Below are 20,374 nucleotides of genomic sequence, written 5' to 3' on the forward strand. Positions count from 1 at the left end.
GAGACCTGCCTTGCTCCATGCGTCAAAGTGTGCCGAAACGGTAACGCTGTCCTTCATGTAGTTTGTGGTATTGTTGCGTGAACCGCTTGAAGTGCGGACGCTCCAGTACTGCGGGAATGTCTTTGTACCCTCGATGGAAGGCTGATTGTAACGCATAGACTTGCGTATCTTGTAGGTCCTTCCGTCGATGGTTGCAGTACCGAAATTGTCTACGCCGTCATTTCCGGGTGGCTCCCAGTCGCCCCAGCCCTCAACTATGTAGTACTCCATAAGGGGATTTCTTGTCCAGCCGTAAATACACATATACGAGTTACCGCGGGGAGTGTACTCAACGTCATAGGAGAGCACGATGTCGCCCAGAGCCTTGTAATTGATCTTCTGTGAGTCATAGTTCTTACCCATACGGGCAAGGAAGTTCTCGATACCGCTCCATGAGCAGGTAAAGGAACCTGCACTGGGCTTCATGGAAACCGTACCTGTATAGTTCTGATTCCACATCTCCCAGTCGTATCCGCCTACGTTGCCTTTTTCCTGCTGGTCATCGGCATAAGCGGAAAGAGCTGCAGGCATACTTGAAGCGATAATAAATGCTGAAAGCAGCCCGCTGATTATTTTCTTTGTTTTCACTTAAATCACTCCTTTGTTTAATTAAGCAATGTCATGATTTTAGCAATCCCCTGAAGAGGCACAATTCCTCTCCCTTTTTTTATCTGTTTATATTATAATACATATAAATAATATAAATCAAGTCAAAATTTGTGCTGTTTATATATAATAGCTAAAAATTGCGTGACGTGTTGAACACAGAATGAAAAATATAATCATAAAAAGAGCTTATTATAATACATCATTTCACTTTATCTTTCAACCCACTTTTTGAAGAAAAGGTGGATAAAGTACGGAAAAACGGTTTTTTCATTAGTTGGAAAATATAATTATGATATCCGTAGCGCAAAAATGTTATTAATAGTAGAAAAAATACCATTTATGTCATAATAGTGGTATAAATATTCAAGCTGGCGCAATTATAATTTAGGTAATATAAAGAAATATGTGTATTTTGTATAAGTTTTTACAAAATGCACAACACAAGAAGGGTAAAAAAATCTAAAAAAATGGGGGCAGACTTATGAAAAAAATTGTCTCACTCGTGGCTGCTGCGGCTTTGACTATACCCGCTGCGGTCTTCACTCCGTCTGCATTGACAAATGCGGACAATCCCTGCATCCAGACCATTTACAGTACCGATCCGGCGCCTATGGTGTACGATGATACGGTCTATGTGTATACGGGCAGGGATGAGGACAACGCAAGTAACTATGTAATGCCTGACTGGCACTGCTATTCATCCAAGGATATGCAGAACTGGACAGATCATGGCACGATGCTCTCATGGGACAGCTTCTCATGGGGCAATAAGAATACTGCGTGGGCCTCACAGTGCATTGAGCGCAACGGAAAGTTCTACTACTACGTTACTCTTGAGTGCAACAACGGCGGTGGACGCGGCATAGGCGTTGCTGTTGCCGATTCACCAACAGGGCCTTTCAAAGACGCTCTCGGCAAGCCACTCTGCGGTCCAAGCTGGGAGTACATCGATCCTACGGTATTTATCGATGATGGCCAGGCATGGCTCATGTTCGGAAATCCGAGTTGCTACTACGTTAAGCTTAACGAGGACATGATAAGTACCAGCGGCGGGATAAAGAAATTCGACATGAATCAGTCGACTTTCGGTCCCAGCAAGAACGGCAGTTCTTACATTGAGGGTCCGTGGTTCTATAAGCGCAATGATCTTTACTATCTTGTATTTGCTGCGTTCTACGGAAATGACGGCAGCGAAAGCATAGGTTATTCCACATCGTCTTCTCCCACAGGTCCGTGGAAATACGGCGGACAGGTGATGAAAGCAGGCGGTTGTTATACAAATCACCCCGGTGTTATCGACTTTAAAGGACATTCGTACCTGTTCTACCATGACGCGAGCCTTCCGGGAGGCGGCAGCTTCACAAGAAGCGTATGCGTAGATGAGTTCAACTACGGCTCAGACGGTTCGATACCTACTATTTCGCCTTCAAAGACAGGTCCCAAACAGCTTCAGAGCCTTGATCCCTACAAGCGCGTTGAAGCTGAGACCATGTCTTTCTCAAAGGGTATAAAAACAGAGGCCTGCAGCAACGGCGGCATGAATATCGGCATGATCGAGGACGGCGACTATATCAAGGTCAGCGGTGTTGATTTCGGCAGCGGTACAGATAAGTTCACTGCAAGCGTCTCTTCAGATTCTGACGGAGGCAATATCGAGCTCTATCTCGACGGCCTCAACGGTAAAAAGATAGGTACCTGCAAGGTTCCCGGAACCGGCGGATGGCAGGAATGGAAGGAAGTTTCCTGCGATGTCAGCGGAGCAAGCGGAGAGCATGATCTCTACTTCAAGTTCACAGGCGGCAGCAGCTACCTACTCAATGTTGACTGGTGGAAGTTCGGCGACGGCAGTGAGCCTGTCACAGTTACAACTACCACATCTTCACCTGTAAATGTTACTACGACCACTTCTCCTACAGTCCCCGAAACTGGAAATTATATCCTGTACAGTTCCTTCGAGAGCGGAGATGACGGCTGGGAAGGCAGAGCAGGCGGAAGTGTTGAAGTATCTTCAAAGGCTTCTCTTGCAGGAAGCAAGTCCCTTTACTGCTCCGGCAGATCGGAGGCATACCAGGGTGCTGCTGTTTCTGTTGACGGCAAGCTCAAAGCAGGTGAGAGCTACAGCTTCAGCGCTAATGTGATGTACGATACAGGAAAGGACAGCGATACCTTCCACCTGACCATGCAGTATGACCTGAACGGCGAAACAAAGTACACAAAGATAGCTACCGGTCAGCCTATGAAGGGCAAGTGGGTACAGCTGGCAAATACCAATTTCCAGATACCTTCGGGTGCTGAGAAGATCTACATATATGTTGAGACAGACAAGAGCACTCCCAGCTTCTATGTTGATGAAGTAAAGGTAGCAAAGGCTGGTACGTCGATAGCAGGCGCTGAGGGCGGACAGTTCATTCTCGGCGATGTGAACTCTGACGGCTGCATAAATTCTCTTGATATGATAAAGGCAAGAAAGCTCCTCCTTTCACAGAATAAGGATGCTACACTGGAGAAGCTTGCCGATATTGACAGAAGCACCGCTTTCGAGGTAAATGACCTCGTACTTATCCAGCAGTACATTCTTGGTAAGGTTACGACCTTCCCAGACAATACTCCCGAGCCTCCTCCGAGTGATTTTATTTACGAGGCGAATAAGAAGTATGTTACGGCTCCTGACTCTCCCGGGAATAGTTATTTCGACTCATGCTCACAGCAGGGAAAGGTAACGAAGGAGACCTATAACGGCATCAGAGGCTCCAAGTCGCTGTATGTTTATACACCTTACAACTATGATCCCGGCAAGAAGTACAACATATTCTATCTCATGCACGGAGGAAACGAGAACGAGAATACTCTGTTCTTCCAGAATGATACCATGATCCAGAATATGCTCGACCACATGATAATGAACGGCGAGCTTGAGCCGCTTATCGTGGTAACTCCTACATTCAACGGCAGCGGCAGCTCAGCTCAGAACTTCTATGAAGAGCTCCGTCAGAGCGTTATTCCGTTCGTTGAGGGCAAGTATTCAACATTTGCCGAGAATACCACAGCCGAGGGCATTGCTGCTTCCAGAATGCACAGAGCTTACGGCGGTTTCTCTATGGGTGCAGTTTCCACATGGGCTGTATTCAAGAACGATCTTGATATCGTTGGCTACTTCATGCCTCTCAGCGGCGATCACTGGGATGCAAATTCTCCTGACGCCAAGGCACAGGATCTGGCTAACGCTGTTCATAAGTTCGGTCTGAATCCTAATCAGTACTTTATCTTTGCTGCTACAGGTACAAAGGATATGGCTCAGCCTAACATCGGACCTCAGATAGAGGCCATGAAGAAGCTGGATGAGTTCATATTCACCTCGGATTTCTCGAAGGGTAACTTCTACTACTTCGAGGGACCTGGCAACGATCATTGGTGGGCTCACGTCAGACACTATGTATATAACGCACTCCCGTATTTCTTCCATGAATCAGGTCAGTGATTACTGAAATTGAAGGACGGCTCACTGTGAATTTCACAGTGAGCCTGTTCTGGGATATGAGAATGGTAGAATAGTTCATAATTATGTGATATAATTTAGGGGAGATCTTATTTGAGAGGTGTTAGTACATGAGTGATTATACTGAAAAATATATTTCATCACATCTTTTTCTCAAGCGTGAGGAAGGATTTGAGCACGCTCCTTTTGACCGTGAAATAGCCTGTTATGAAAGCATATGTTCGGGCAATATCGAGCTCGTTAAGGTCTTTGCAACTCCGCTTTGCAGCGAAGGCTACGGAATTTTAAGCAAGGATCCGCTCAGGAATTTAAAATACCATTTTGCAATTTCGGCGGCTCTTATCGCACGTTTTTGCATCAACAGCGGCATGACTCTGGAGGAGGCCTACAACCTCAGTGATATTTATATCATGAAATCCGATGAGTGCCGTACCGAAGCAGAGGTGCACGCTGTCCATCAGGAGATGATAGAGGGGTATACCCGCCATATGAGAAGAGTCCGCAACAGCGGTATCTACTCGAAGCAGATCGTCCGCGCCCTGGACTACATAAGCGATCATCTCCACGGCAAGATAATGATCGAGGATGCCGCTGCATACCTCAAGATCAGTCCTGCTTATCTTTCAAGGCTTTTCAAGGCTGAAACGGGCATAGCCTTCAGTAATTATGTCAGCAAGACAAAAGCTGAAGAGGCTGCAAATCTGCTTACCTTCTCGGAGTATACCGATTCCGAGATAAGCAATCTTCTGGGCTTCAGCTCACAGAGCTACTTTATAAAAATATTCAAAAAATATCTGGGAGTTACTCCGAAGGAGTACAAGAAGCGTTATAAATTCCCTGATTTTTCAAAAGAAAAATAATGAACTTTATCCCCCGCACTGCGGGGGATAACATTTTATGCAGATATCATAAAAATACCAATTTTGACAATAAAATAATATATTTTTAGGCCTCAAAGTGGTATAATTTACACAATCGGTAACATACACAGTTGATAAAGGGTAATGTATCTGCCAAAAATATTACAGAAAACGGAGAGTTGACAATGATCATCAATAATGTTGGCTTTGACCACTGCCATGATGCAGACTTTTTTATTGACAGACCTGACGGCAGCGGAGATTATCTGCTCCTGCTGGTCAGAAGTGCGGCGGTTTTTGAGATTAACGGCAAAGAGACCGTTACTCCTGCAGGTTCGGTATTTATTTATCCAAAGGGAAGACCGCAGCGTTACCGCTGTGTTCCGTACAACGTGTTTGAAAATGACTGGGTGCATTTTGATTTCGTCAGTCCCGATGAGGAGGAAGAATTCCTCAGCATGGGCATACCCATGGAAACTCCCGTGCAGATGTCGCTGGAGTTCCTAAGCTACTGCGTAAAATCCATTGCTTATGAAAAGTATTCGGACAATCCCTGCAGCGCAGAGACTTCCGACCTTTTTATGAAGCTCATGTTTATAAAGATCCGTGAAAGAGCACTTAATAAAGTGGCCGGCAGGAGAAGCACTCAGTTTGAGCTGATTTCTACTGTGCGCAACAAGATATACAGCCGTCCCTACGAGCAGCGCAATGTGGACAGCACTGCTCATGAAGTGCGGATGAGCCGCTCGGCTTTCCAGCACGCTTATAAAAAGCATTTCGGAATGACTTTTATAGAGGATCTTGTCCGCAGCAGAGTTAGCTATGCAAAAATGCTTCTTTCCACTACTAATATGAATATAAATGACATTTCCACAAGCAGCGGTTATCACAGCTATGTTCACTTTGCAAGGCAATTCAAGGAACAGACGGGAGTTACGCCGTCTGAATACCGCAAAAAGGCACAGAGTGTAACGTGAGGCGGCCGCCCGAAATGAGTCGGGGGCGCTGCGTTGCAATGATGTATAAATAATACAGTGACCACGGTCACGGAATGAGAGGGCTGATTATGAAAAAGAGCATATTCAAGCGTTATGCTGCTGCTGTCGGTTTAATGGCTTCAGTTCTTATGTTTACCGCAGTACCGACAACGTCAAATGCTGCTGATGACCAGAAAACAGGTAAGGTCGGCGGATTTGACTGGGAAATGTGGAATCAGAACTATACCGGTACAGTTTCTATGAATCCGGGCGCAGGTTCATTTACCTGTTCGTGGAGCGGCATTGAGAACTTCCTTGCCCGAATGGGTAAGAATTATGACGACCAGAAGAAGAACTATAAGGCTTTCGGTGACATCGTGCTTACATATGATGTTGAGTACACTCCCCGCGGAAACTCATATATGTGTATTTACGGCTGGACAAGAAATCCCCTTATGGAATACTATATCGTTGAAGGCTGGGGCGACTGGGAGCCACCCGGAAATGACGGCGTAGACAATTTCGGTACAACAACTATCGACGGAAAAACATATAAGATACGCAAGTCCATGCGTTACAATCAGCCTTCTATCGAGGGAACAAAGACATTCCCGCAGTACTGGAGCGTCCGCACTACAAGCGGTTCACGCAATAATACTACAAACTATATGAAGGATCAGGTCTCTGTTACCAAGCATTTTGACGCATGGAGCAAGGCAGGTCTTGACATGAGCGGTACTCTTTATGAGGTATCACTTAATATCGAAGGCTACAGATCAAACGGTTCTGCCAATGTCAAGAGCATATCCTTTGACGGCGGTATTGATATTCCCGATCCCGAGCCGATAAAGCCTGACGAGAACGGCTACTATCTCAAGGAAGATTTTGAGTCCGGCGAAGGAAACTGGAGCGGACGCGGATCTGCAAAGGTCAAGTCAAGCTCGGGCTATGACGGAACGAAGGGCATCTTTGTTTCAGGCCGTGAAGATACATGGAACGGCGCTTCCATAAACCTCGATGAACTTACATTCAAGGCAGGAGAGACTTACAGCTTAGGTACTGCTGTTATGCAGGACTCCGAGTCATCTGTTGACTTCAAGCTTACTCTTCAGTATACAGATGCTGACGGCAAAGAGAATTATGATGAGGTAAAGACTGTTACTGCTGCAAAGGGACAGTGGGTAGACCTTTCAAATTCTTCATATACGATACCTTCGGGCGCAACAGGACTTGTTCTCTATGTTGAGGTGCCTGAGAGCAAGACAGACTTCTATATGGACGGCGCTTATGCTGGCGTTAAGGGCACAAAGCCTCTTATCTCCATTTCTTCTCAGTCTGTTGATCCGCCTGTTACAGAGCCTACAAATCCCACAAATCCTACCGGTCCTTCGGTTACGAAGTGGGGTGATGCAAACTGTGACGGCGGTGTAGACCTCAGTGATGCTATATTTATCATGCAGTTCCTTGCTAATCCGAATAAGTATGGTCTTACAGGAACTGAGACAAATCATATGACCAATCAGGGAAAGGTCAACGGAGATGTCTGCGAGCATGGTTCGGGACTTACCGGAGACGATGCTGTTTCCATCCAGAAGTACCTCATCCGTGCCATCAGCGAGCTTCCAGAGTCTTATCTCGAAGGCCACGATCCTTCAAAGACAACGACCACCACAACAAGGATCACTACTACAACTACAACTACCACAACGACTACAACATCGAAGACAACGACAACTACTACCACAACTTCTCCCGCAATGCACGGCGGTTACAGAGATCTTGGTACTCCTATGAATACAAGTGCTACAATGATCTCCGATTTCCGTACAGGCAAGGCAGGCGACTTCTTTGCATCCGACGGATGGACCAACGGCAAGCCTTTCGACTGCTGGTGGTACAAGCGTAATGCTGTTATCAATGACGGCTGTCTCCAGCTGAGCATTGACCAGAAATGGACAAATGACAAGAATCCCGACTGGGATCCCCGTTATTCCGGCGGTGAGTTCCGTACAAATAATTTCTATCACTACGGATACTACGAGTGCTCAATGCAGGCTATGAAGAATGACGGTGTTGTATCATCGTTCTTCACCTATACAGGTCCGTCTGACGATAACCCGTGGGATGAGATCGATATCGAGATCCTTGGCAAGAACACTACACAGGTTCAGTTCAACTATTACACAAACGGTCAGGGAAAGCATGAGAAGCTGTACGACCTCGGCTTTGATTCTTCTGAGGCTTATCATACATACGGCTTTGACTGGCAGCCGAACTACATCGCATGGTATGTAGACGGCAGGGAAGTTTATCGTGCTACTCAGGATATTCCCAAGACCCCCGGAAAGATCATGATGAACGCATGGCCCGGACTTACAGTTGATGACTGGCTCAAGGCATTCAACGGAAGAACTCCTCTTACAGCTCACTATCAGTGGGTTACATATAATAAGAACGGTGTTCAGCACAGCAGTCAGGGACAGAACCCCTGGGGTTGATAAAACGCAATAATTGAAGCTTAGGCAATTTTCTTCCATTATATAATAAGCAGGGCAGTACAAATGTACTGCCCTGCTTGCATAAAAGCGGTTGCACATCATGCAGCCGCTTTTATGATTTATGTGTGATCTGAGATCTTATACAATGTCTTGAACTCTGTGGGAGTGCAGTTTTTGGCTTTTTTGAAGGCGCGATTAAATGTGGTCAGACTGGCAAAGCCGGCACGCATAGCGACCTCGGTAACGGAAAGATTGGGATCTATGAGAAGCCTTTCCGCTGCTTTTATCCTCTTGCTGTTTATATATTGTATATAGGAAACATTATTGTACTTCTTGAAGATACGTGAGAAGTGGTATTTGCTGTAGCCGGCGATGGATGCTATCTTTTCAAGAGGTATCTCGTACATATAGTTCTGGTTGATGTACTTCATTACCATGCTGAACTTCCTTGTATCGTCCCTGCCGCCAAGCTCGCCGGAAAATGCGTCGGCTGCCTGAGTGAGCTGGTACTCGCGTACAGAAGTGAGCATTTTTATAAGACAAAGGTATATCCTTACATCCGAAAGAGAAGATTTTGAGTAGTACTCGGAATAAATATCGAGTATGCTCTTGCGCGACAGGATATAGAGCTCCTTGCTTATTGTAGGGGTTATGTGGAATGCCTCCGAGAAAACGGGGACAATAGCTTCCAGCGCGGGAACATCGCTTATTATACTGTTATCACACTGGAAGATGATCCTGCGTCCTTCCTGAGCCGGCATGGAATGAAGCTCTCCGGGAGGGATGATTATTATTTCCTTTTCATTTAAATGGTAATCGACACCGCCGGCGGTAACGGTGAAGCCGTTGTGCAGGGGTATTATTACTTCAACGGCATTGTGCCAGTGAGTAGGATATTCTTCAATTTCATCGTTGTCGTAAAGCATGACAAATCTTTGGTTTTCGTACTCAACGGTTTCATAGTCACCGGATAGATTTTTAATCATGATTAGCCTCCTTAACCAAAAATTGTTGTGAAAAATATGTCAATATTCATAAATCAGCGTAATATCTGGATATATTATACACTATTATCATAGTATTTGTAAAGTGGGTTTGAAGAATTTGTGCAATGTTAGCAATTCTTGAATAAACAGACGCAATTTTTGATTAGTATAAATTGCCGAAGTAGTATATAATAGCAATAGAGCAAACGAAAGGTGATGTGTGATGTCTGTTAAATGCTATGAGAGCGACTACAAGAATTATGGGAAGTGTCTTTGCCTTGATAACGGGAAAATAAAGCTTATCGTCACTATAGATGTAGGACCGAGAATTGTTTTCTTCGGATTCAAGGACGGGGACAACGTTCTTTTTGAGGATGTTGACAGAAATTTCTACGAAATCAATAACGGATACGGTGTATGGTATGCTTACGGCGGTCACAGAATATGGTCAGCTCCGGAGGTCATGCCTGAAACTTATCTTCCCGATAATTCAAAAGTAGAAGCTATTTTTGACGACGGCGTTCTTACACTCACCCCGGCAAAAACAAAATTTGATAAGCAGTTCGAGCTGGTTATTGCAATGGGCGATGATTGCTCGGTAACTGTTGAGAACAAGATCACCAACTGCTCGGATAAAGCTGCGGAGTTTGCACCGTGGTCCGTTACGGGACTTGCGGCAGGAGGAGTGGAGCTTATTCCGCTTTGCCGTGATGATAACGGCTTTTTGCCTAACAGAACGGTGGCTCTGTGGAGCTACTCGGACATAAACGATCACAGGTTTACTCTTGCAGACGGCTATGCTGTCCTCAGGCAGGATTCGAAGGAGAAGAAAGCATTCAAGGCCGGCTTCAATGTAACAGGAAAACAGGTAATATACATTAAAGGACACAATATATTAAGACTGTGTTTCGACGGATACGAGCCCGTTAGATATCCTGATTTCTGCTGCAATTATGAAACCTACACAAATGACCTTTTTCTTGAGTGCGAGATACTCGGAGAGCTTAAAAGCTACCTCCCGGGCGAGACTGCTTCTATCAAGGAAAAATGGGAACTTTCAACTACAGAGTGGGCTGCTGATAAGGTAATAGATGAATTTGTAAGCAAATTATAATCAAATTGTAACAAAAAAATAATTGGATTGTAAATAAAATATAGTATAATTTAAGAAAGGAGAATGCTTGTGGAGAAGTATTTGGACGAAGCATTATCCGCTCTTGAGAGAGCCGAGGACATTACGGACAGGCTTTCAACAGAGGAAAAAGCCGAACAGCTGAAGTATGATGCTCCCGCAGTAGAACGTCTGGGGATAGACGCTTACAATTGGTGGAGCGAGGGATTGCATGGTGTTGCAAGAGCAGGAACAGCAACAATGTTTCCGCAGACCATCGGCATGGCTGCCATGTTTGATGATGAGGCTGTTCACAGAGCAGGCGAGATAACTTCTATAGAAGCAAGAGCCAAGTATAACGAGTATTCAGCTCACGATGATCGTGACATATATAAAGGTCTTACACTCTGGTCACCGAATGTAAATATATTCCGTGATCCGAGATGGGGCAGAGGTCAGGAGACCTACGGTGAAGACCCTTATCTTACATCATGTCTCGGAGTTGCTTATGCAAAGGGACTGCAGGGAGACGGAAAAGTCCTCAGAACTGCTGCCTGCGCAAAGCATTTTGCTGTTCACAGCGGCCCCGAAGCTACAAGACATGAGTTTGATGCCAAGGCAAATATGAAGGATATGACAGAGACCTATATCGCCGCCTTTGAGGCTCTTGTAAAAGATGCCAAGGTCGAGAGCGTTATGGGAGCTTACAACCGTGTAAACGGTGAGCCCGCCTGTGCAAGCGATTTTCTTATGAATAAGCTTGAGGAATGGGGCTTTGACGGTCATTTCGTTTCAGACTGCTGGGCGATAAGAGACTTCCATACAAACCACGGAGTTACCAAAACGGCTCCCGAGTCCGCAGCGCTTGCACTCAAAAAGGGCTGCGACCTCAACTGCGGCAATACATATCTTCATCTTCTTGCCGCATTCAATGAAGGTCTCATCAACGAGGAGGATCTCAGACGTTCCTGCATCAAGCTGATGAGAACAAGAGTAAGGCTGGGAATGTTCGACAAGTCCACTGAGTATGACGGACTTGATTACGACATTGTAGCCTGCGATGAGCACAAGGAATTCTCGCTCAGATGTTCGGAGCGTTCCATGGTGCTCCTGAAAAATAACGGTATCCTGCCTCTCGACGGCAGTAAATACAAGACTATCGGTGTTATAGGCCCAAATGCTGACAGTGTTCCCGCACTTGAGGGAAACTACAACGGTAAAGCGGATGAGTACATCACGTTCCTCAGCGGTATACGCGAGGCACATGACGGAAGAGTGCTATACACCGAAGGAAGTCACCTTTATAAGGACAGATGCATGGGACTGGCTCTTCCCGACGACAGACTCTCCGAAGCGGAGATCATTACAGAACACTCCGATGTAGTGGTTCTTTGTGTTGGTCTTGATGCTACCATCGAGGGCGAAGAGGGAGACACAGGAAATGAATTCTCCTCAGGTGACAAGAATGATCTCAGACTTCCTGAGTCTCAGAGAAAGCTCGTTAAGACGGTAATGGCTAAAGGTAAGCCCGTCATCATAGTTACTGCGGCAGGCAGTGCAATAAATGTTGAAGCAGACTGCGATGCTCTTATACAGGCATGGTATCCAGGTCAGCTTGGCGGCAGAGCTCTTGCGAATATACTTTTCGGTAAGGTCTCTCCTTCAGGTAAGCTTCCGGTAACATTCTATGAAGATGCTTCAAAGCTGCCCGATTTCTCGGATTACAGCATGAAGAACCGTACTTACAGATATTCCGAGGGAAATATCTTGTTCCCCTTCGGCTACGGACTGACCTACTCCGAGACAGAGTGTTCGGAGCTGTCCTTTGAGAACGGCGTAGCTACTGTAAAGGTAACTAATACAGGCAGCCGCTTTACAGAGGACGTAGTTCAGATCTATATCAAAGGTTATTCGGAGAACGCAGTTCCTAATCACAGCCTCTGCGGCTTCAAGAGAGTCGCGCTTGACGCAGGCGAGAGCAGGATCGTACAGATCACTCTCCCTGAAAGAGCCTTTATGGCTGTCAATGAAAAGGGCGAGTGGATAAAGGAAGGCAGTGAGTTCACCCTCTACGCAGGCACCTCTCAGCCAGACGAACTCAGCAAAAAGCTGACAGGCAAGGAATGCACAACTCTGAAAATAAATATATAATGGAGGATAAAATGGAATTTTTCAGCAATATCGGTAAAATTCAGTATCAGGGACCAAAAAGTACTGATCCTCTCTCATTTAAGTACTATAACCCTGAAGAAGTCATCAACGGAAAGACAATGCGCGAGCATCTGAAGTTCGCTCTTTCATGGTGGCACACAATGGGCGGCGACGGAACAGATATGTTCGGCTGCGGCACAACAGACAAGACCTGGGGACAGTCCGATCCCGCTGCAAGAGCAAAGGCTAAGGTTGACGCAGCATTCGAGATCATGGATAAGCTCTCCATTGACTACTATTGTTTCCACGATCGCGATCTTTCTCCCGAGTATGGCAGCCTCAAGGCTACCAACGATCAGCTTGACATAGTTACAGACTATATCAAGGAGAAGCAGGGCGACAAGTTCAAGTGCCTCTGGGGTACAGCAAAGTGCTTCGATCATCCAAGATTCATGCACGGTGCAGGTACATCTCCTTCTGCTGATGTATTCGCTTTCTCAGCTGCTCAGATCAAGAAGGCTCTCGAGTCAACAGTAAAGCTCGGCGGTAACGGTTACGTTTTCTGGGGCGGACGTGAAGGCTATGAGACACTTCTTAATACAAATATGGGACTCGAACTCGACAATATGGCTCGTCTTATGAAGATGGCTGTTGAGTACGGACGTTCGATCGGCTTCAAGGGCGACTTCTATATCGAGCCCAAGCCCAAGGAGCCCACAAAGCATCAGTACGATTTCGATACAGCTACTGTTCTGGGATTCCTCAGAAAGTACGGTCTCGATAAGGATTTCAAGATGAATATCGAAGCTAACCACGCTACACTTGCTCAGCATACATTCCAGCATGAGCTCCGTGTTGCAAGAGACAATGGTGTGTTCGGTTCTATCGACGCAAACCAGGGCGACGTTCTTCTTGGATGGGATACAGACCAGTTCCCCACAAATATCTACGATACAACAATGTGTATGTATGAAGTTATCAAGGCAGGCGGCTTCACAAACGGCGGTCTCAACTTCGACGCTAAGGCACGCAGAGGAAGCTTCACTCCCGAGGATATCTTCTACAGCTATATCGCAGGTATGGATGCATTTGCTCTGGGCTTCAGAGCTGCTCTCAAGCTTATCGAAGACGGACGTATCGACAAGTTCGTTGCTGACAGATACGCTTCATGGAATACCGGTATCGGTGCAGACATAATCGCAGGTAAGGCAGATTTCGCATCTCTTGAAAAGTATGCTCTTGAAAAGGGCGAGGTTACAGCTTCACTCTCAAGCGGCAGACAGGAAATGCTGGAGTCTATCGTAAATAACGTTCTTTTCAGTCTGTAAAGGCTGATTGAAATAATATCAATTTTTATAATTGGAGGTCAAGAAAAATGAAAAAAGCATTATCGGTCATCTCAGCAATCGCACTTCTCGCTTCATGCGTAGCTGCTACAGGCTGCAGCAAGAAGGATGAAGGCACAAACACTGACTCAACACCCAGCGGCGGTGGCGAGAAGAAGGGCAAGACAGTAATCAATCTCTGGACATTCACTGACGAAGTTCCGAAGATGGTTAAGAAGTACATGGAAATGAACCCTGACTTCGCTGCTCAGTATGAGGTTAAGGAGACAATCATTCCTACAACTGACGGTAACTATCAGCCTGCACTTGATAAGGCTCTTCAGGCCGGCGGCAAGGATGCTCCCGACTTCTACTGCGCTGAGGCTGCATTCGTTCTGAAGTATACACAGGGCGATATGTCAAGCTACGCTGCTCCTTACGAGGATCTCGGAATCGACGTTGAAAATGAGATCAACGCTTCCAAGATCGCTCCTTACTCTGTAGATATCGGTACAAATCCTGCAACTAACAAGGTTGTTGGTCTTGGTTACCAGGCTACAGGTGGTGCATTTATCTACAGACGTTCAGTTGCTAAGGCAACATTCGGCACAGACGATCCTTCTACAGTAGCAGAGAAGATCGGTGCAGGTTCAGGCAGCTGGGATAAGTTCTTCGATGCTGCTGAAGAGCTCAAGGGCAAGGGCTATGCTATCGTTTCCGGTGACGGTGATATCTGGCACGCTGTTGAGAACAGCTCTGACAAGGGCTGGATGGACGGCGACAAGCTCTTCATCGATTCCAAGAGAGAGGAATTCCTCGATCTTTCCAAGAAGCTCAAGGACAATAACTATCACAACGATACAGAAGACTGGTCTGAGGCTTGGAAGGCTGATATGAGAGGCGAGGGCGATAAGGAAGTTCTCGGATTCTTCGGTCCTGCATGGCTCATCAACTACACAATTGCTGAGAACTGCGGCGGTAAGAAGCCCGGCGAAGGCACATACGGTGACTGGGCAGTTTGTGCACCTCCTATCGGATTCTTCTGGGGCGGTACATGGCTCATCGCTAACAAGGACAGCGAGAAGAAGGAAGCAGTTGGTAAGATCATCGACTGGATCACACTTGATTCTTCTGACACAGGTCTTCAGTATATGTGGGCTAACGGCACACTCAATGGCCCTGGCGGAACAAAGGACTGTGTAGCTTCTAACACAGTTATGGAGAAGTCTGACGGATCTCTCGAGTTCCTCGGCGGACAGAATATGTTCGATGCATTCGTTCCCGCTAACGAGTATGCAAACGGTAAGAACCTCACTCAGTATGATGAGAAGATCAACAGCTCATGGCGTGGACAGGTTCGTCAGTACACAGCTGGCAACAAGTCAAGAGACGCTGCTATCAAGGACTTCAAGCAGGAAGTTGCTGATAACCTCGGTATTTCTGTTGACTAATTTTTCTAAGAGCTGTACCGCAGACTACTGCGGTACAGCCCTCTAATAAAAAGGAGGCTAACGGCTTTGAAAACGAAGCTTAAGGGTATTAGTTATTCAAAATACGGATATCTATTCAGTATTCCTTTTATTGTTGCATTCTTGATTTTTACGCTGTATCCCACTATATATACAGCTACCCTCGGTTTTACCGACTGTAAAGGCGTAAATGGTCCTGAGAATTATCATTTTCTGGATAAGCCATTTGAAAACTTTAAGTCTATATTAGAGAATGATACTTTCCGTATATCTCTCAAGAACACGATTCTTATCTGGATAATGAACTTTATCCCTCAGATCAGTATCGCACTTCTGCTTACTGCTTGGTTCACATCCCACAGTAATGAGATAAGGGGAAAGGGTTTCTTTAAAGTCGTTTTCTATATGCCGAACATCATCACAGCTGCAACAGTTGCGATCCTCTTCCATACACTTTTCAACTATCCTATCGGACCTGTAAACGATTTCCTCGAAAGTACAGGCCTAAGAGAATCACCGTACTATTTCTTTACAAGTAAGACAGCGTGCAGAATAATTGTAGCTTTCATACAGTTCTGGACATGGTACGGAAATACAATGATAGTGCTTATCTCAGGTGTACTTGGTATAAGCCCTGACATTTATGAAGCGGCAGAGATCGACGGAGCGAACGGTGTTCAGACCTTCTTCCGTATTACAATACCTAATTTAAAGACAGTGTTGCTTTATACACTGATAACCAGCCTTGTCGGCGGACTTAATATGTTCGATATTCCGTTCCTGTTCCTCAACGGCGGACCTGACAGAGCTACAACAACTACAAGCGTATTCATTTACAATCAGGCTTTCGCGGGCAGCTACCTGTATAATAAGGCTGCGGCGGCAAGTATGATCATGTGGGTAATCATTGCTCTCTGTTCAGCTGTATTGTTCTTTGTGATGCGAGACAAGGATCAGATAAAGTTGGAGAAGGAGATCAAGAGAGCCAAAAAAGAAGCTAAATTGGCGTCGAAAGGAGGAGTAAATCAGTGGCAGTGGTGAATAAAAAGCCGGGAAGTTACGCTTTCAAAATCATTGCGTATACATTCTGTTTACTCTTAACAGTGCTCAGTTTATTTCCGTTCGTTATCATGATCGTTAACGCAACAAGAAGTTCGGGACAGATCCAGAGCCACGCTCTTTCTCTTGTACCCGGAACAAATCTGGCGAAAAACTGGAGCATCCTTTTTGGACGCGGATTTAACCCACTGGCAGGTTTTAAGAATTCGCTGATCATTTCTGTATGTTCAACAGCCTGCAATGTATATTTCTCAACAATGACTGCATTTGCACTCGTTGCTTATGACTGGAAACTCAGAAAGCCGTTCTTTACACTTATCATGGCGGTTCTTATGATCCCCGCACAGGTAACAAGTATCGGTTTCTATCAGTTTATGTATAAGATCCATTGGACAAACAGCTATTTGCCACTTATACTTCCTGCAATAGCAGCGCCTACAACTGTATTCTTTATGAGACAGTACATGATTCCCTCGCTCCCTATGGAGATACTCCAGTCAGCGAGAATCGACGGTGCAGGAGAATTCAGAATCTTTAACCAGATAGTTCTTCCCATGATGAAGCCTGCTATGGCTACACAGGCAATTTTCTCTTTTGTAATGAGCTGGAACCAGCTGTTTATGCCCCAGATCCTTATTACAAGGATGGAGAAGTATACAATGCCTATGATGGTAAGCCTTCTCAACGGTGACGCGTACAAGACCGAGTACGGTTCCGTTTATCTGGGACTGTTCTTAACGATAGTTCCTATTCTTATTGCATACTTCCTGTTGTCAAAGTACATCATCGAAGGTGTTGCATTGGGTGGCGTTAAGGGCTAAAGTTTATTCTTAATGTTATTACATTTTTCTTTCTTAAATCTTGGAGGACTGTGCCGTAAGGCACAGTCCTCTTTAATTTATGCCGTGAATAATATTGTGTGAGACCTTGCATTTGTACATAAAACGTGGTATAATATAACTACTATTACAATGACACGGAGGATCTATTTATGTTATCTGATATTGAAATCGCTCAGAGCGCTGAAATGAAGCGTATCACCGAGATCGCAGCTGATCTTGGCATAGATGAGCAGGACATCGAACCCTACGGACATTATAAGGCTAAGATGTCGGAGGCTCTTTATTCCAAGCTTGCCGATAAAGAGGACGGAAAACTCATACTTGTTACCGCTATAAATCCTACTCCTGCGGGCGAAGGAAAGACTACCATAAGCGTCGGCCTTTCAGATGCACTGCGCAGGATCGGCAAAAAGTCCGTTCTCGCACTGAGAGAACCTTCTCTGGGCCCTGTATTCGGTATGAAGGGCGGAGCAGCCGGCGGCGGATATGCTCAGGTAGTTCCTATGGAGGATATCAACCTCCACTTTACAGGTGATATGCACGCTATCACAGCTGCAAATAATCTTCTCTGTGCAATGATCGACAATCATCTCCAGCAGGGGAATGAGCTCAGAATTGACCAGCGCAGGATAATGTTCAAGCGCTGTATGGATATGAATGACCGTGCTCTCAGAAATATTCTCATCGGACTGGGCGGCAGAGCAAACGGTATCCCCCGTGAGGACGGATTCAATATCACAGTTGCTTCCGAGGTAATGGCTATACTTTGCCTTGCTTCCGATGTGGCAGACCTCAAGGAGAGGCTTGGCAATATCCTTGTGGCATATAATCTCAGCGGAGAGCCTGTATACGCAAAGGATCTCGGCTGCACAGGAGCTATGACAGCTCTTCTGAAAGATGCTCTCAAGCCTAATCTGGTACAGACCTTAGAGAATACTCCCGCGTTTATACACGGCGGACCTTTCGCAAATATAGCTCATGGCTGCAACTCACTGAGAGCTACAAAGCTTGCTCTTAAACTGGGCGATTATGTTGTTACGGAGGCTGGCTTCGGTTCAGATCTTGGCGCTGAGAAGTTCCTTGACATAAAGTGCCGTATAGCAGGACTTGCTCCTGCCTGTGTAGTTCTTGTAGCTACCATAAAGGCTCTCAAGTACAACGGCGGTGTTCAGAAGCAGGACCTTGCAAAGGAGAATATGTGGGCACTTGAAAAGGGTATCGAGAACCTGAGGACTCACATCGAGAATATGCACAAGTTCCATGTGCCTGTAGTAGTTGCTATCAACAGGTTTGCAACAGATACAGACGAAGAAGTAAAGTTTGTACAGAATTTCTGTTCGGATATGGGCGTTGAAGTGTCCATGTGCGAGGTATTTGCAAAGGGCGGCGAAGGCGGAAAGGATCTTGCAGAGAAGGTATGCGAGACCATAGACCTGGTGAGCGGAACCGAATTCAAGCCTATTTATGATACTCATATGACCATCAAGGACAAGGTCGACAAGATCGCTAAGGAGATATACCGCGCTGAGGGCGTTACCTTTACAGCTCAGGCAGAGAAGGCTATCAAGGAGATCGAGAGCATCGGATTCTGGGATCTTCCAATATGTGTAGCAAAAACACAGTATTCTCTCTCAGATAATCCCAATCTTCTCGGAAAGCCCAAGAATTTCAAGATAACAGTCCGTGACGCGCGTCTTTCATCCGGTGCAGGCTTTGTTGTAATATATACAGGTGATATACTCACAATGCCCGGACTTCCCAAGGCACCTGCCGCACTCAATATCGACTGCGATAAGGACGGAAATATCTCCGGACTCTTCTGATAGGACTGACTTTTATGAAGATTGTAACTCATTCTCCTCAGGAAACTGTCAAAGCTGCTGAAAAGCTGGGCAGTCTGCTCAAAGCAGGAGATATGATAGCCTATAAAGGCGGACTCGGTGCAGGAAAGACTACTTTCACAAGAGGGCTCGCCATTGGAATGGGACTGGGGGACAGTGTTACTTCTCCCACATTTGCCCTTGTCAACGAGTACAGGGGCAAAAGCATGACGCTCTATCATTTTGATATGTACCGCATCAGCTCAGAGGAGGATCTTGAGTCTACAGGATTTTATGATTATCCCTTTGAAGACAATGTGGCAGCTGTGGAATGGTCGGAGAACATCGCGGAGTTCCTGCCGAAGGATACTATTTATATAACCATTAACAGTATCGGTGAAAACGACAGGGAAATTATTATCGAGGACGGTGGAAGATTTGCTGCTGCTTGGGATTGACACATCGGGAAAGAATGCTTCCGCAGCACTTTTTGATTCGGAAAGTGAGCTGTTTTTAGCTCAGAGTACGGTATATACGCAGAAAACACATTCTCAGGTCATAATGCCCATGGTAAAGGACGTAATGGCTCAGGCAGGTAAGGAGCTCTCAGACCTCGGCGGCATAGCCGTTGCAAACGGTCCGGGATCATATACGGGACTTCGTATCGGAGTTGCCGCAGTAAAAGCGCTCAGCTTCGGGCTCGGCGTGAAATGCTGCGGAGTATCGACACTTCTTGGGCTTGCCTGCAACAACCTTGCCTACAAGGGCAATATATGTGCCATAATGAAGGCAAGAGGCGAGCTTGTATATACCTGTACCTATAAGAGCGACGGATTCTGCGTGGAGCAGATAGGTGAGGAGCGTATAATCTCCCGTGATGAGCTTGCAGAGGATCTTGCCCTCAACATAGGCGGAGCAATGCTCTGCGGTGACGGCGCGGCTGATTTCTATAACAGCTACAGCTCTCCATCATTTGTCATAGCACCGCCCCAGGGAAGGCTTCAGACAGCTATGGGAGTATGCCTGGCAGGTGTTTCACGAAAGCTTATCGAGCCCGAGGCTCTGGAGGTCTCCTACCTTCAGAAGGTGAAGGCTGAAAAGGACTTAGAGGAAAAAATCAATAAATGATACT

The 20,374-nt window shown here is 46.0% G+C and carries 14 protein-coding genes and 2 pseudogenes; 14 read left to right on the top strand and 2 right to left on the bottom strand.

Translation table 11 applies throughout. The features are described 5' to 3' along the window. Window positions 1-627: glycoside hydrolase family 11 protein (locus RF007C_RS06930; RefSeq protein WP_037298609.1), on the bottom strand; the 627-nt coding region annotated here is incomplete at its 3' end. A 502-nt stretch (window positions 628-1,129) separates the two neighbouring features. Here RF007C_RS06930 and RF007C_RS06935 point away from each other — a divergent pair. The 5 genes and pseudogenes from RF007C_RS06935 to bglS form a co-directional block, all read left to right on the top strand. Further along, a complete protein-coding gene (locus tag RF007C_RS06935; RefSeq protein WP_037298611.1) occupies window positions 1,130-4,126 on the top strand; it encodes a family 43 glycosylhydrolase in 2,997 nt (998 codons plus the stop codon). A 128-nt stretch (window positions 4,127-4,254) separates the two neighbouring features. Further along, window positions 4,255-5,004, top strand: a complete 750-nt coding sequence (locus RF007C_RS06940) for a helix-turn-helix domain-containing protein (RefSeq protein WP_019678372.1) — start codon at window positions 4,255-4,257, stop codon at window positions 5,002-5,004. Between the two features lie 185 nt (window positions 5,005-5,189). Further along, window positions 5,190-5,981, top strand: a complete 792-nt coding sequence (locus tag RF007C_RS06945; protein WP_019678373.1) for an AraC family transcriptional regulator — start codon at window positions 5,190-5,192, stop codon at window positions 5,979-5,981. A 149-nt stretch (window positions 5,982-6,130) separates the two neighbouring features. After that, window positions 6,131-7,228, top strand: a pseudogene (locus RF007C_RS18045) (glycoside hydrolase family 11 protein); the annotation flags it as partial. A 561-nt stretch (window positions 7,229-7,789) separates the two neighbouring features. Further along, window positions 7,790-8,470 (top strand): annotated as a pseudogene (bglS, locus tag RF007C_RS18300) (beta-glucanase); the annotation flags it as partial. 128 nt (window positions 8,471-8,598) lie between these two features. Here bglS and RF007C_RS06960 read toward each other — a convergent pair. Next, window positions 8,599-9,465 carry an AraC family transcriptional regulator gene (locus tag RF007C_RS06960; RefSeq protein WP_019678376.1) on the bottom strand — a complete coding sequence of 289 codons (867 nt, stop codon included), beginning with the start codon at window positions 9,463-9,465 and terminating at the stop codon, window positions 8,599-8,601. A 223-nt stretch (window positions 9,466-9,688) separates the two neighbouring features. Between RF007C_RS06960 and RF007C_RS06965 the strand changes: the two genes are divergently transcribed. The 9 genes from RF007C_RS06965 (at window position 9,689) to tsaB (ending at window position 20,370) form a co-directional block, all read left to right on the top strand. Continuing rightward, window positions 9,689-10,579 (top strand): hypothetical protein, encoded by an 891-nt coding sequence (locus RF007C_RS06965; protein ID WP_037298612.1) that lies wholly within the window; start codon window positions 9,689-9,691, stop codon window positions 10,577-10,579. Window positions 10,580-10,648: 69 nt separating this feature from the next. Next, the gene (locus RF007C_RS06970) at window positions 10,649-12,727 is read left to right on the top strand and encodes a glycoside hydrolase family 3 C-terminal domain-containing protein (RefSeq protein ID WP_019678378.1); all 2,079 of its coding nucleotides are present in this window, start codon (window positions 10,649-10,651) and stop codon (window positions 12,725-12,727) included. 11 nt (window positions 12,728-12,738) lie between these two features. Further along, a complete protein-coding gene (gene xylA, locus RF007C_RS06975; protein WP_019678379.1) occupies window positions 12,739-14,055 on the top strand; it encodes a xylose isomerase in 1,317 nt (438 codons plus the stop codon). Between the two features lie 47 nt (window positions 14,056-14,102). Then, window positions 14,103-15,503 carry an ABC transporter substrate-binding protein gene (locus RF007C_RS06980; RefSeq protein ID WP_019678380.1) on the top strand — a complete coding sequence of 467 codons (1,401 nt, stop codon included), beginning with the start codon at window positions 14,103-14,105 and terminating at the stop codon, window positions 15,501-15,503. Between the two features lie 66 nt (window positions 15,504-15,569). Beyond that, on the top strand, window positions 15,570-16,562 hold the full coding sequence (locus RF007C_RS06985) for a carbohydrate ABC transporter permease (RefSeq protein WP_019678381.1): 993 nt from the start codon (window positions 15,570-15,572) through the stop codon (window positions 16,560-16,562). Continuing rightward, the gene (locus tag RF007C_RS06990; protein WP_019678382.1) at window positions 16,550-17,401 is read left to right on the top strand and encodes a carbohydrate ABC transporter permease; all 852 of its coding nucleotides are present in this window, start codon (window positions 16,550-16,552) and stop codon (window positions 17,399-17,401) included. Before RF007C_RS06985 ends, RF007C_RS06990 begins: the two co-directional genes overlap by 13 nt. Window positions 17,402-17,571: 170 nt before the next feature. Beyond that, the gene (locus tag RF007C_RS06995; protein ID WP_037298613.1) at window positions 17,572-19,245 is read left to right on the top strand and encodes a formate--tetrahydrofolate ligase; all 1,674 of its coding nucleotides are present in this window, start codon (window positions 17,572-17,574) and stop codon (window positions 19,243-19,245) included. A gap of 14 nt (window positions 19,246-19,259) precedes the next feature. Next, complete coding sequence (gene tsaE, locus RF007C_RS07000) at window positions 19,260-19,700, top strand: tRNA (adenosine(37)-N6)-threonylcarbamoyltransferase complex ATPase subunit type 1 TsaE (protein ID WP_037298615.1); 441 nt, start codon at window positions 19,260-19,262, stop codon at window positions 19,698-19,700. After that, window positions 19,672-20,370, top strand: a complete 699-nt coding sequence (gene tsaB, locus RF007C_RS07005; protein ID WP_242836282.1) for a tRNA (adenosine(37)-N6)-threonylcarbamoyltransferase complex dimerization subunit type 1 TsaB — start codon at window positions 19,672-19,674, stop codon at window positions 20,368-20,370. The genes tsaE and tsaB overlap by 29 nt, the downstream gene beginning before the upstream one ends. The last annotated feature ends 4 nt before the right edge of the window (window positions 20,371-20,374 follow it).

Source organism: Ruminococcus flavefaciens 007c (assembly GCF_000571935.1).
Lineage (GTDB): Bacteria > Bacillota > Clostridia > Oscillospirales > Ruminococcaceae > Ruminococcus > Ruminococcus flavefaciens_F.

What these genes read in the sequence shown, in the direction of transcription:
- RF007C_RS06980 (WP_019678380.1), top strand. Translation starts at nt 14,103, where the DNA reads ATGAAAAAAGCATTATCGGTCATCTCAGCAATCGCACTTCTCGCTTCA.
- RF007C_RS06960 (WP_019678376.1), bottom strand. Translation starts at nt 9,465, where the DNA reads ATGATTAAAAATCTATCCGGTGACTATGAAACCGTTGAGTACGAAAAC.
- RF007C_RS06965 (WP_037298612.1), top strand. Translation starts at nt 9,689, where the DNA reads ATGTCTGTTAAATGCTATGAGAGCGACTACAAGAATTATGGGAAGTGT.
- tsaE (WP_037298615.1), top strand. Translation starts at nt 19,260, where the DNA reads ATGAAGATTGTAACTCATTCTCCTCAGGAAACTGTCAAAGCTGCTGAA.
- RF007C_RS06940 (WP_019678372.1), top strand. Translation starts at nt 4,255, where the DNA reads ATGAGTGATTATACTGAAAAATATATTTCATCACATCTTTTTCTCAAG.
- xylA (WP_019678379.1), top strand. Translation starts at nt 12,739, where the DNA reads ATGGAATTTTTCAGCAATATCGGTAAAATTCAGTATCAGGGACCAAAA.
- RF007C_RS06995 (WP_037298613.1), top strand. Translation starts at nt 17,572, where the DNA reads ATGTTATCTGATATTGAAATCGCTCAGAGCGCTGAAATGAAGCGTATC.
- RF007C_RS06945 (WP_019678373.1), top strand. Translation starts at nt 5,190, where the DNA reads ATGATCATCAATAATGTTGGCTTTGACCACTGCCATGATGCAGACTTT.
- RF007C_RS06935 (WP_037298611.1), top strand. Translation starts at nt 1,130, where the DNA reads ATGAAAAAAATTGTCTCACTCGTGGCTGCTGCGGCTTTGACTATACCC.